Annotated in this window: 3 protein-coding genes, 16 tRNA genes, 3 rRNA genes and 1 pseudogene; 21 read left to right on the forward strand and 2 right to left on the reverse strand. The window is 44.7% G+C overall.

The features are described 5' to 3' along the window. Positions 1–135: 135 nt before the first annotated feature. A complete protein-coding gene (locus BK581_RS17140) occupies positions 136–1,479 on the forward strand; it encodes a Na+/H+ antiporter family protein (RefSeq protein WP_078579318.1) in 1,344 nt (447 codons plus the stop codon). Positions 1,480–1,582: 103 nt separating this feature from the next. On the opposite strand, the gene BK581_RS17145 is transcribed toward BK581_RS17140, so the two are convergent. Further along, positions 1,583–2,170, reverse strand: coding sequence for a biotin transporter BioY (locus BK581_RS17145; RefSeq protein ID WP_078579319.1), 588 nt, complete (start codon positions 2,168–2,170; stop codon positions 1,583–1,585). 1,047 nt (positions 2,171–3,217) lie between these two features. Here BK581_RS17145 and BK581_RS17150 point away from each other — a divergent pair. The 18 genes from BK581_RS17150 to BK581_RS17235 all read left to right on the forward strand — a co-directional run bounded on the left by BK581_RS17150 (position 3,218) and on the right by BK581_RS17235 (position 10,038). Beyond that, positions 3,218–4,784, forward strand: a 16S ribosomal RNA gene (locus tag BK581_RS17150). A gap of 411 nt (positions 4,785–5,195) precedes the next feature. After that, positions 5,196–8,134, forward strand: a 23S ribosomal RNA gene (locus tag BK581_RS17155). Between the two features lie 82 nt (positions 8,135–8,216). Further along, positions 8,217–8,333 (forward strand): 5S ribosomal RNA (gene rrf / locus BK581_RS17160). The 16S, 23S and 5S rRNA genes sit together here with 15 tRNA genes alongside, the layout of an rRNA operon. 58 nt (positions 8,334–8,391) lie before the next feature. After that, positions 8,392–8,467: transfer RNA gene (locus BK581_RS17165), tRNA-Ala, on the forward strand. 28 nt (positions 8,468–8,495) lie between these two features. Beyond that, a tRNA-Met gene (locus tag BK581_RS17170) sits at positions 8,496–8,572 on the forward strand. Positions 8,573–8,581: 9 nt separating this feature from the next. Further along, a tRNA-Ser gene (locus tag BK581_RS17175) sits at positions 8,582–8,674 on the forward strand. A gap of 5 nt (positions 8,675–8,679) precedes the next feature. Next, a tRNA-Asp gene (locus tag BK581_RS17180) sits at positions 8,680–8,755 on the forward strand. Between the two features lie 270 nt (positions 8,756–9,025). Further along, a tRNA-Tyr gene (locus BK581_RS17185) sits at positions 9,026–9,110 on the forward strand. A 4-nt stretch (positions 9,111–9,114) separates the two neighbouring features. Beyond that, positions 9,115–9,188, forward strand: a tRNA-Trp gene (locus BK581_RS17190). Positions 9,189–9,199: 11 nt separating this feature from the next. After that, positions 9,200–9,275, forward strand: a tRNA-His gene (locus BK581_RS17195). Positions 9,276–9,291: 16 nt separating this feature from the next. Next, positions 9,292–9,366: transfer RNA gene (locus tag BK581_RS17200), tRNA-Gln, on the forward strand. Positions 9,367–9,375: 9 nt separating this feature from the next. Next, positions 9,376–9,450, forward strand: a tRNA-Gly gene (locus tag BK581_RS17205). A 1-nt stretch (position 9,451) separates the two neighbouring features. After that, positions 9,452–9,528: transfer RNA gene (locus BK581_RS17210), tRNA-Arg, on the forward strand. An 84-nt stretch (positions 9,529–9,612) separates the two neighbouring features. Next, positions 9,613–9,686, forward strand: a tRNA-Gly gene (locus BK581_RS17215). A gap of 16 nt (positions 9,687–9,702) precedes the next feature. Next, positions 9,703–9,779: transfer RNA gene (locus tag BK581_RS17220), tRNA-Ile, on the forward strand. A gap of 3 nt (positions 9,780–9,782) precedes the next feature. After that, positions 9,783–9,857 (forward strand) — tRNA-Asn (locus BK581_RS17225). Positions 9,858–9,861: 4 nt separating this feature from the next. Next, positions 9,862–9,952 (forward strand) — tRNA-Ser (locus BK581_RS17230). An 11-nt stretch (positions 9,953–9,963) separates the two neighbouring features. After that, positions 9,964–10,038: transfer RNA gene (locus BK581_RS17235), tRNA-Glu, on the forward strand. Positions 10,039–10,158: 120 nt separating this feature from the next. On the opposite strand, the pseudogene BK581_RS17240 reads toward BK581_RS17235, so the two are convergent. Further along, positions 10,159–11,320: pseudogene (locus BK581_RS17240) on the reverse strand (IS3 family transposase). Positions 11,321–11,842: 522 nt separating this feature from the next. Here BK581_RS17240 and BK581_RS20195 point away from each other — a divergent pair. Both BK581_RS20195 and BK581_RS17245 read left to right on the forward strand, forming a co-directional pair. Continuing rightward, a complete protein-coding gene (locus BK581_RS20195) occupies positions 11,843–12,001 on the forward strand; it encodes a hypothetical protein (RefSeq protein ID WP_169837774.1) in 159 nt (52 codons plus the stop codon). Between the two features lie 391 nt (positions 12,002–12,392). Further along, positions 12,393–12,468 (forward strand) — tRNA-Lys (locus tag BK581_RS17245). Positions 12,469–12,637: the final 169 nt, after the last annotated feature.

The following is a 12,637-nucleotide window of genomic DNA, read 5'->3' on the forward strand; positions in this document are numbered from 1 at the left end:
AGAACTCGTGCATTCTAAAAATACGGTGCCCAGACCCTATATAAACAATTGACACATGTTAACATTAGTGATATATTATCGTTGCTTTCATTATTTATCATGATAAAGTAATAAAGTAAAAAAGGGGATTCAAGTATGAATGCAGTGGTTATAGCGGTATTAATTATGATTGTCTTAAGTTTATTAAGAATTCACGTTGTTATTGCTCTTATTATTGGGGGAATAACTGGAGGATTAGTGGCTGGCTTTACACTTGTAGAAACGATTGAGGTTTTTAGCGAGGGACTGAGCTCTAATGTCACTGTTGCACTCAGTTATGCTATGTTGGGAGCCTTTGCTGTTGGGATAAGTTATACTGGATTACCTAATGCGATGGTTAAATCAGCTATTAAACTAGTTGGTAGAGAACAAGAAACACATAGAAAAACAATGACGAAAGTTCTACTCTTATTTTCTATTGCAATTGTAGCATCGTTTTCTCAAAATTTAGTTCCTGTTCACATTGCATTTATTCCGCTATTTATTCCGCCACTTTTAAAGGTGTTTAATGAATTAAATATGGATAGAAGGGCGACTGCTACAGCCTTAACATTCGGATTGAAGGCGCCTTATATATTAATTCCGGCGGGGTATGGTCTAATCTTTCATGAGATTATTGTATCTAATATGAATGAGAGTGGAATGGTTGTAAACATGAGTATGGTACCGAAAGCAATGTTACTTCCAGTTATCGGTATGTTGGTTGGTTTGGCATTAGCGATATTTGTCAGCTACCGTAAACCAAGAAATTATTTGACACAGGAGTTGACTACATCGGGCGATTCTGAAGAACATTCGTTTACATGGCCTGGTATATTTGTTGGTGTAGCAGCTATTGTCTCAGTGCTTGTTTCACAAGTTTTAACTAAATCAATGGTGTTTGGCGCACTAACCGGTCTAATTATTTTATATGTTTATTTTGGTTACCTTCATCTCACGAAAAAATTAAGGTTAAGTCAGTCTGAAGAGTTACTAACCGATGGTATGAAAATGCTGGCATTTATAGGGTTCGTGATGATTTCGGCTGGTGGATTTGCAGAAGTGATTAGGGAAACCGGACATGTGGATCAACTTGTTGCAAGTGTTTCAGGATGGATCGGTCATAATCATGGTCTAGCAGCACTTATCATGTTAATTCTAGGGTTATTAATTACAATGGGAATTGGTTCATCATTTGCTACGATTCCTATTATTGCAGCAATCTATGTTCCTTTAGCTGCTGCAATTGGCCTTTCACCTTTGGCGACTATTGCATTAATAGGTACTGCTGGTGCATTAGGTGATGCTGGCTCCCCTGCTTCGGATAGCACTTTAGGGCCGTCGGCTGGGCTTAATGCAGACGGTCAGCACAATCATATATGGGATACCTGTGTACCGACATTTTTACACTTTAATATTCCATTAATTATTTTTGGTTGGCTTGCAGCACTTATTTTATAGAAGGTAGGAAAAATAGCAGTATAGAGACGAGCAGGGGGATGGTGAACCCTGCTCGTTTCTATACTATATAGAAGATGGTTCTTTATAGCTGTAGGAAACATTATTATGACGCTTCTTTCATTGAACTGGAGAAAGTTTGCGCTTTTTTTAATTTTGGAGCAACACTTGCTGTAAAAAGTGCGAGGATAAAATCTTTAGCAAAGAAAGGCCCCATGCTAATAGCGATTGTAGTGAATTGGATATTCTCTAATTGAAGTATGACACTACTATGAAAGTAAAGATAAGGAACGCCAATAAAGTAGTTTACTAAAAGTCCAATAAGTGATGCTTTAAAGTAGGTTGTGGAAGTTGGCTCAGTCTTTCCTTCTACAAGTTTTCCTGATACGTAAGCGATGGCTACAAAAGAAAGTAAGAACCCTAAAGTTGGGGAAGCGAGAACTTGAAAGCCGCCGGAAAAACCGGCGAATACAGGTACGCCGATAAGTCCGACCATAATGTAACCAATGATAGAAAAAGCGCCTAAATTTTTTCCAAGCAAAATACCGGCTAAGATGGCAATAACGCTTTGAAATGTTAAAGGAACTGTACCGATTGTAATAAAAGCTGTTAAATTAGCTCCTATTGCCATCAGTGCAATAAACATAGCTCCTTTTGTTAAATCACTAATGCGAAATTGTGAGGTAGATCCCATGATACAATCACTCCTAATTGTTAACGTAAAATTATTTTAGTTAACAATAGAGTAATCTCATCTAAGTTGTGTTGTCAACTACATTTTATATTGGTTTACATTTATCCTACTCTTAAGGGGCAGTAAAACCCCCCGCCTCAAAACTTAAGAAGATTGAAAAGTTAAGTGGGGGATAAACTGCGCCTGTCCGATAAGTTAAACTAACAATCAGTGGGGATGAAGGAAAACTCCCACTGATTGAAGCTTAACTTTATGTGACGTTAAGTTGCTCTTTAAAGTGAACTTATTATAATAATAGATTTTCGCTATCTTCTTTTTTGAACTTGAATAGGTGGAAAATCAAATATGGATATCTAACTGAAGCTTATAGTGTTTATTAATGTATATAAGTCTCCTTAATGCTTTCAGTTTGTATGAATCAATGTCATCATCCAAAGCACACGTATAAAATATTCCACTGCAGAACTTTTTTATGGCCATATGTGAATAGAGACTATTTATCTTTGTTTGCTTGTTCGTGGGGGAAATTTAATTGTGCTATCCAAAATAATGAATGAATTAAAATGAAATTATCGCAACTAAACGTTTTGCTTGTTCATTTATAAAAACTTTTATGATGGTTTGTTTATTAGTGTCATGAACAGTTAGGGTACTCAAAGAAGAATTTTTTTGAATTACTATTGACCGCAGTCGTGAAGGTCGTTATAATTTATCAAGCACATGCTATGAAGTGACAGTAAAAAGAAATAAAAAACTATTGCTTTTTATTTTCTATTCTAGTATAATATTTTTTGTCGAGTTGATAGCGGTAAACATAATTTATTTATGAGATTTAAGATATAAATATAACTATTGACTTTCGTGATTAAAGATGTTATATTTATAAAGTCGCTAAAAAACGACGGAATGATTTTGACCTTTGAAAACTAAACAAAAAGCCAAGCAAAGTGGGATATGAAAATATCCCGTCAAAGAAACAAAGCGTTGAGTGGAAACACTCAACAACGCCAGACGAAAGTTTGGACATGATGTCAGAGACATCGAACTCTATCGGAGAGTTTGATCCTGGCTCAGGACGAACGCTGGCGGCGTGCCTAATACATGCAAGTCGAGCGCAGGAAGCCGGCGGATCCCTTCGGGGTGAAGCCGGTGGAATGAGCGGCGGACGGGTGAGTAACACGTGGGCAACCTACCTTGTAGACTGGGATAACTCCGGGAAACCGGGGCTAATACCGGATGATCATTTGGATCGCATGATCCGAATGTAAAAGTGGGGATTTATCCTCACACTGCAAGATGGGCCCGCGGCGCATTAGCTAGTTGGTAAGGTAATGGCTTACCAAGGCGACGATGCGTAGCCGACCTGAGAGGGTGATCGGCCACACTGGAACTGAGACACGGTCCAGACTCCTACGGGAGGCAGCAGTAGGGAATCATCCGCAATGGGCGAAAGCCTGACGGTGCAACGCCGCGTGAACGATGAAGGTTTTCGGATCGTAAAGTTCTGTTATGAGGGAAGAACAAGTGCCGTTCGAATAGGTCGGCACCTTGACGGTACCTCACGAGAAAGCCCCGGCTAACTACGTGCCAGCAGCCGCGGTAATACGTAGGGGGCAAGCGTTGTCCGGAATTATTGGGCGTAAAGCGCGCGCAGGCGGTCTCTTAAGTCTGATGTGAAAGCCCACGGCTCAACCGTGGAGGGTCATTGGAAACTGGGGGACTTGAGTGTAGGAGAGGAAAGTGGAATTCCACGTGTAGCGGTGAAATGCGTAGATATGTGGAGGAACACCAGTGGCGAAGGCGACTTTCTGGCCTACAACTGACGCTGAGGCGCGAAAGCGTGGGGAGCAAACAGGATTAGATACCCTGGTAGTCCACGCCGTAAACGATGAGTGCTAGGTGTTAGGGGTTTCGATACCCTTAGTGCCGAAGTTAACACATTAAGCACTCCGCCTGGGGAGTACGGCCGCAAGGCTGAAACTCAAAGGAATTGACGGGGGCCCGCACAAGCAGTGGAGCATGTGGTTTAATTCGAAGCAACGCGAAGAACCTTACCAGGTCTTGACATCCTCTGACACCTCTGGAGACAGAGCGTTCCCCTTCGGGGGACAGAGTGACAGGTGGTGCATGGTTGTCGTCAGCTCGTGTCGTGAGATGTTGGGTTAAGTCCCGCAACGAGCGCAACCCTTGATCTTAGTTGCCAGCATTCAGTTGGGCACTCTAAGGTGACTGCCGGTGATAAACCGGAGGAAGGTGGGGATGACGTCAAATCATCATGCCCCTTATGACCTGGGCTACACACGTGCTACAATGGATGGTACAAAGGGCAGCGAGACCGCGAGGTTAAGCGAATCCCATAAAGCCATTCTCAGTTCGGATTGCAGGCTGCAACTCGCCTGCATGAAGCCGGAATTGCTAGTAATCGCGGATCAGCATGCCGCGGTGAATACGTTCCCGGGCCTTGTACACACCGCCCGTCACACCACGAGAGTTTGTAACACCCGAAGTCGGTGCGGTAACCTTTTGGAGCCAGCCGCCGAAGGTGGGACAGATGATTGGGGTGAAGTCGTAACAAGGTATCCCTACCGGAAGGTGGGGATGGATCACCTCCTTTCTAAGGAGCTATTAAGCTCAGCTTATTAAAACTTTGCTTTGGCTATTTTGTTTAGTTTTGAGAGGTTAAACTCTCAGATAGAAAAACTTACCCGTTGGGTAAGAATCGACCTTTGAAAACTGGATAACGAAAGACTGATAAATGACATCACCGGTTCACAATCGCTTGATTTAATCAAACGATGAGAGAACCGAGTGTCTTAGAAAAAGGCCATTAAGACGCCTAAAACCGCCTTTTTAATAAAGGAAAGGGTTTAAGCCACCTGGTGATAAGCCAGAAGTGTGCTTAAACAAAGAGCATCAAAGAGATCGAGGAAGCAAGTGAGCGCAACACCGGAACGTACTGAGGTACGTGAGGATGGTGAGCGAACGCAGCTGCCGACGCGCTCTGCCGATGATCTGCGGTTTAAGAGGTTAAGCTAGAAAGGGCGCACGGTGAATGCCTTGGCACTAGGAGCCGATGAAGGACGGGACGAACACCGAAATGCTTCGGGGAGCTGTAAGTAAGCGTTGATCCGGAGATATCCGAATGGGGGAACCCACCGCCTGTAATGAGGCGGTATCCACACCTGAATCCATAGGGTGTGAGAAGGCAGACCTGGGGAACTGAAACATCTTAGTACCCAGAGGAAGAGAAAGCAAATGCGATTTCCTGAGTAGCGGCGAGCGAAACGGAATCAGCCCAAACCAGAAGGCTTGCCTTCTGGGGTTGTAGGACACTCCATACGGAGTTACAAAGAGTGATCGTAGGTGAAGCGACCTGGAAAGGTCCGCGGGACAAGGTAAAAGCCCTGTAGCCGAAACGGTCACTCCTCCGGAGTGTATCCTGAGTACGGCGGGACACGTGAAACCCCGTCGGAAGCAGGGAGGACCATCTCCCAAGGCTAAATACTTCCTAGTGACCGATAGTGAACCAGTACCGTGAGGGAAAGGTGAAAAGCACCCCGGGAGGGGAGTGAAATAGATCTTGAAACCGTGTGCCTACAAGTAGTTGGAGCCCGTTAATGGGTGACAGCGTGCCTTTTGTAGAATGAACCGGCGAGTTACGATCCCGTGCAAGGTTAAGTTGAAGAGACGGAGCCGCAGCGAAAGCGAGTCTGAATAGGGCGCCAAAGTACGTGGTTGTAGACCCGAAACCGGGTGATCTACCCATGTCCAGGGTGAAGTCCAGGTAACACTGGATGGAGGCCCGAACCCACGCACGTTGAAAAGTGCGGGGATGAGGTGTGGGTAGGGGTGAAATGCCAATCGAACTCGGAAATAGCTGGTTCTCCCCGAAATAGCTTTAGGGCTAGCCTCGAGGGAAGAGTGTTGGAGGTAGAGCACTGATTGGACTAGGGGTCCCCACAGGATTACCGAATTCAGTCAAACTCCGAATGCCAATCACTTATCCTCGGGAGTCAGACTGCGAGTGCTAAGATCCGTAGTCAAGAGGGAAACAGCCCAGACCATCAGCTAAGGTCCCCAAGTATACGTTAAGTGGAAAAGGATGTGGAGTTGCTTAGACAACCAGGATGTTGGCTTAGAAGCAGCCACCATTTAAAGAGTGCGTAATAGCTCACTGGTCGAGTGACTCTGCGCCGAAAATGTACCGGGGCTAAACGTATCACCGAAGCTATGGATGGCCACCGTCAGGTGGCTGTGGTAGGGGAGCGTTCCAAGGGCGTAGAAGCATGATCGTAAGGACATGTGGAGCGCTTGGAAGTGAGAATGCCGGTATGAGTAGCGAAAAGAGGGGTGAGAATCCCCTCCGTCGAAAGCCTAAGGTTTCCTGAGGAAGGCTCGTCCGCTCAGGGTCAGTCGGGACCTAAGCCGAGGCCGAAAGGCGTAGGCGATGGCAAACAGGTTGATATTCCTGTACCACCACGTTTCCATTTGAGTGAAGGGGGGACGCAGGAAGGTAGGGTAAGCGCACCGTTGGATGTGTGCGTCGAAGCAGTGAGACTGACAAGTAGGCAAATCCGCTTGTCGTAAGGTTGAGCTGTGACCGCGAGTGAACTAAAGTAGCGAAGTTCCCGATCCTACACTGCCAAGAAAAGCCTCTAGCGAGGAAACTGGTGCCCGTACCGCAAACCGACACAGGTAGGCGGGAAGAGAATTCTAAGACGCGCGGGAGAACTCTCGTTAAGGAACTCGGCAAAATGACTCCGTAACTTCGGGAGAAGGAGTGCTCTTGCGGGTGAATAGCCTGCGAGAGCCGCAGTGAACAGGCCCAAACGACTGTTTATCAAAAACACAGGTCTCTGCGAAGCCGCAAGGCGAAGTATAGGGGCTGACACCTGCCCGGTGCTGGAAGGTTAAGAGGAGGGGTTATCCCTTACGGGAGAAGCTCTGAATTGAAGCCCCAGTAAACGGCGGCCGTAACTATAACGGTCCTAAGGTAGCGAAATTCCTTGTCGGGTAAGTTCCGACCCGCACGAAAGGTGCAACGATTTGGGCACTGTCTCAACGAGAGACCCGGTGAAATTATATTACCTGTGAAGATGCAGGTTACCCGCGACAGGACGGAAAGACCCCATGGAGCTTTACTGTAGCTTGATATTGGATTTTGGTACAGCTTGTACAGGATAGGTAGGAGCCTTGGAAGCCGGAGCGCCAGCTTCGGTGGAGGCATTGGTGGGATACTACCCTGGCTGTACTGGAATTCTAACCTCGAACCGTGATCCGGTTCAGGGACAGTGTCAGGTGGGCAGTTTGACTGGGGCGGTCGCCTCCTAAAAGGTAACGGAGGCGCCCAAAGGTTCCCTCAGAATGGTTGGAAATCATTCGTAGAGTGCAAAGGCATAAGGGAGCTTGACTGCGAGACCTACAAGTCGAGCAGGGACGAAAGTCGGGCTTAGTGATCCGGCGGCACCGTATGGAAGGGCCGTCGCTCAACGGATAAAAGCTACCCTGGGGATAACAGGCTAATCTCCCCCAAGAGTCCACATCGACGGGGAGGTTTGGCACCTCGATGTCGGCTCGTCGCATCCTGGGGCTGAAGTAGGTCCCAAGGGTTGGGCTGTTCGCCCATTAAAGCGGCACGCGAGCTGGGTTCAGAACGTCGTGAGACAGTTCGGTCCCTATCCGTCGCGGGCGCAGGAAATTTGAGAGGAGCTGTCCTTAGTACGAGAGGACCGGGATGGACACACCGCTGGTGTACCAGTTGTTCCGCCAGGAGCATGGCTGGGTAGCTACGTGTGGCAGGGATAAGTGCTGAAAGCATCTAAGCATGAAGCCCCCCTCAAGATGAGATTTCCCATCACTTTATGTGAGTAAGATCCCTCAGAGAAGATGAGGTTGATAGGTCTCGGGTGGACGCATGGCAACATGTGGAGCTGAGAGATACTAATCGATCGAGGGCTTAACCAAAAGCAAGTCGTCTTTTCTCTAAGACATGATGTCCTATCAGTCCCGTTATCCAGTTTTGAAAGGTCGATAAGACCTTGATATGTTCAGTGACAATCGCGGAGAGGTCACACCCGTTCCCATGCCGAACACGGTAGTTAAGCTCTCCAGCGCCGATGATAGTTGGGGGCTCTCCCCCTGTGAAAGTAGGACGTCGCTGAGCATATTATCTAAATATAAGCGTTTACATATTTGGAATGTTTATAAGAGGATGTTTATTTGGGGCCTTAGCTCAGCTGGGAGAGCGCCTGCTTTGCACGCAGGAGGTCAGCGGTTCGATCCCGCTAGGCTCCACCATTATTATTTAAATAATCTGTTAAATTGTGGCGGTGTAGCTCAGCTGGCTAGAGCGTACGGTTCATACCCGTGAGGTCGGGGGTTCGATCCCCTCCGCCGCTACCATGAAATTTCGGAGGAATACCCAAGTCTGGCTGAAGGGATCGGTCTTGAAAACCGACAGGGGCTTCACGGCCCGCGGGGGTTCGAATCCCTCTTCCTCCGCCATAAAAGGTCCCGTGGTGTAGCGGTTAACATGCCTGCCTGTCACGCAGGAGATCGCGGGTTCGATTCCCGTCGGGACCGCCATTTTTTAATGTTTTGTATTAGCTCATATTTTTTTGACGAGAAGCAAGAAGGTCAAGGAAGTGAGAGAAAGAATGACAGCGTATTTAGTATACGTGAAGGAATGAGAGAACGAAGCTGACGAAGAAATTCGTAGCTTATCACTATTTTCTTGGCGAGAAGCAAGAAGGTCAAGGAAGCGAGAGAAAGAGTGACAGAGCGTATTTAGTATACGTGAAGGAATGAGAGAACGAAGCTGACGAAGAAATTCGTAGCTTATCGACAAGAAAATTTGGAGGGGTAGCGAAGTGGCTAAACGCGGCGGACTGTAAATCCGCTCCCTACGGGTTCGGGAGTTCGAATCTCTCCCCCTCCACCATCACAGGGGTATAGTTTAATGGTAAAACGAAGGTCTCCAAAACCTTTGATGTGGGTTCGATTCCTACTACCCCTGCCATCATTTTTATGGCGGTTGTGGCGAAGTGGTTAACGCACCGGATTGTGGTTCCGGCATTCGTGGGTTCGATTCCCATCAGCCGCCCCATTAATTTAATCTTTATAGGCCCATAGCCAAGCGGTAAGGCATCGGATTTTGATTCCGTGACGCGCAGGTTCGAATCCTGCTGGGCCTGCCATTTTAATATGCGGGAATAGCTCAGTGGTAGAGCACCACCTTGCCAAGGTGGGGGTCGCGGGTTCGAATCCCGTTTCCCGCTCCATGCGCCCGTAGCTCAATTGGATAGAGTGTCTGACTACGGATCAGAAGGTTAGGGGTTCGACTCCTCTCGGGCGCGCCATTTTAAATTTTCTAATTTGCTAAGTACATAAGCAGTCATAACATTCTTCAAGGATATAATTCTAAAATCTAAATATAATCACATGCGGGTGTAGTTTAGTGGTAAAACCTCAGCCTTCCAAGCTGATGACGAGGGTTCGATTCCCTTCACCCGCTCCACTTTATTTTTCTTTGTGGGCCTATAGCTCAGCTGGTTAGAGCGCACGCCTGATAAGCGTGAGGTCGGTGGTTCGAGTCCACTTAGGCCCACCATATTCCACAGTAGCTCAGTGGTAGAGCAATCGGCTGTTAACCGATCGGTCGTAGGTTCGAATCCTACCTGTGGAGCCATTAAGGAGAAGTACCCAAGTGGCTGAAGGGGCGCCCCTGCTAAGGGTGTAGGTCGTGTAAACGGCGCGAGGGTTCAAATCCCTCCTTCTCCGCCACTTTTTTGTTTGGCCCGTTGGTCAAGTGGTTAAGACACCGCCCTTTCACGGCGGTAACACGGGTTCGAATCCCGTACGGGTCACCATTATTTATCTATTTCTAATACACAATACCTTTAGTTAAATAAACACTAAGTTATTAACTTAGTGTGAACCCTCGAAAAAGCTAATGAACTGACCTAGAAAAATGAGATTTAAAAAAACACCTAGGCTGCCATACTCCTGAATTCTACTGGGGTATGGCAGTTTAACTTTTTAAATGGTCGTATATAATTGTAATAATACATGTACGTTTCTACTTTTTCTAGTACAATAGAATTTGTAAGGTGCACTCGTTGCTGAGTGCTGAATTCTTCCGACTTTAGTGAGGAATGGAAGGATTCAATGACGGCATTATCAAAGCAGTTGCCTTTCCGAGACATGCTTGTGGTAATGCCTTTTTCTTTTGCTTTTTCTTGAAATTTATAGGATGTATACTGAGCTCCTTGGTCACTGTGTAATAGGACGCCATAAGTCTCCCTACCTCTACAAGCATCTTCTAAAGTGTTTATCACGAGCGAGAGATCTTGTTTATCACTGATTCGATAGGCAATAATTTCGTTGTTATACAAGTCCATTATGGTTGATAAATATAGCATCTTTTCACCATAAGGTAAGTATGTAATGTCAGTCACCCACTTTTGATTCGAACTCTCTGCGGAGAAATGTTGTTCTAACAGGTTCCCAACCACAAGTTTACTTTCCCCAGCTATATAGGATTGTCGCTTTGGCTTTACGCGACATTGGATATTAAACTTCTGCATGATCTTCTGAACGGTGTTTCGATTGACGTTAATATGATGTTCCTTTTTAAGAAGATCCCTCACCATTCGATGCCCGACTCTATATTTAAATTCTTTACAAATAGTTAATACCAATTGTTCTAAAGGTTTAGGTTTCCAAGATGTCTTTCTCCAACGATAATAAGTTGACTGGGAACATTCAAACAATCACAAATCGACGTAATCGTGTATTTAGACTTCAATATTTCAACCAATTCTACGAATGCTTCTGGCACCACTTCCTTTCGATTTCCTGGTACTTTCCCAACAGTTCTTCTCTCATTTCATAATAGGACAATTTTCTTTTTAACAGGTCAATTTCGCTCATATCCTCTGATCCTTTTCCATACTTATACTGCTTTCCAGCAGGTTGAGCTAATCGTTGTTCTTCTCCTTTTCTATACCATCTCATCCAAGTCTTAATCTGTGTTTTATTTTTAATGCCAAAGCGTGCCATCAATTCTTTATTCGTATACTCTCCTGTTAACTTTAATCGAATAACCTCTTTTTTTATTTCTTCTGGATAAACATTATTTTTTCGGCCCATAAGAAAAACACCTCCAAATTTGTCGTTAAGTTTATATACGACTATGGGGGTGTTTTTTCCTTGTCTCATTTAATTAGGTCACTCTACTAATGCTTTCGGGGGTTTTTATTTAGACTTAATTTCCTCGGATAATGTGGTATTATAGTTTGTGATGTATGATGGGGGGGGATTGAACAAAGTCATTTTGATGGAAAAGAAAAACATCAAGTTATAATGATGGAGAAAATTCAAAAAAGAAAACTGTTGGATATAATGCGTGACCTTTCTGTAAAACAGTGAAAAGCTATTTAAGGAAAAAGGGGGCCATGTCCAAGTGATCGTGGTGGCCATGAGATGTTCATTTAAATCTGCTGTGGAGAAAGGAATAGGTTGTCCAGTCATTATCGCGAATCGCTTCCACTTCTGTCACTATATTATTGGGCATTAGATCGTGTACGACGACGTGTTCAAAAAGACTTTCATGAGTAGGTCCGAAATAAGTGTAGGCTATGATTGTTTTTAATAAAAGTTAAGGAGGATTATATGGGACTTATGATGCTAGTATTCTTGTTGCTTTGTGCAAGTATTGTAATAAGTGTTATTGGGCTTGTACGTAAAGATCGAAAGTTTATTTTTGGGGGATTGGTAGGTAGTGTGACGGCGATCGGTATCTTTATAATCGTTTTCGCCCTGGTAATATAGACATGCCTGTTCATTCTAGACACCTTCCAATATGGAAATGAGGAGGTGTTTGTACGTTGAGAAGGAGTACTATATAATTACATTAGTATAGAAGAACGCGAAAGAGCTTATTTAACTGATTATAAACTAGAGTGTTGCTGATACTTGTTGATGTGAGTTATTTTAGATGCATAAAACTGAATGTGTTAGAGGAATTCTTGTTGACTTTTTAGCATGATTTTGGTATACTGATATAGTTGGAATTGAAGTCTCTTAGTAGTAAAGGCTTTGATGAGAAGGGAGCTATTGTCTCCATCCCTTTGATCCTTTCACCGCGATAACACGAGTTCGAATCCCGTACGGGTTACCATTTATCTATTTTAATACAACAGCTTTAAACAGAGTAAACTATGAGCCATTAGCTCAGTTGGTAGAGCATCTGACTTTTAATCAGAGGGTCGGAGGTTCGAATCCTCCATGGCTCACCATATTTATAATTGTATGCTTCCTTTATAGAAGGAAGCTTTTTATTTTTATTTGCAATGACAGAAGTAATTATTGGGAAAGATATGCTATGAGGCAAAATCGAGATGTTTATTAATTCTTTTGTAGATAAAACAAACAATGTCAATAGAAATTGGAAATAATTGTTTTGTA

Source organism: Salipaludibacillus agaradhaerens (assembly GCF_002019735.1).
Lineage (GTDB): Bacteria > Bacillota > Bacilli > Bacillales > Salisediminibacteriaceae > Salipaludibacillus > Salipaludibacillus agaradhaerens.

Bases quoted from the DNA above. Each gene is read 5' to 3' on its own strand.
- BK581_RS17140 (WP_078579318.1), top strand. From the start codon at position 136: ATGAATGCAGTGGTTATAGCGGTATTAATTATGATTGTCTTAAGTTTA.
- BK581_RS17145 (WP_078579319.1), bottom strand. From the start codon at position 2,170: ATGGGATCTACCTCACAATTTCGCATTAGTGATTTAACAAAAGGAGCT.
- BK581_RS20195 (WP_169837774.1), top strand. From the start codon at position 11,843: ATGGGACTTATGATGCTAGTATTCTTGTTGCTTTGTGCAAGTATTGTA.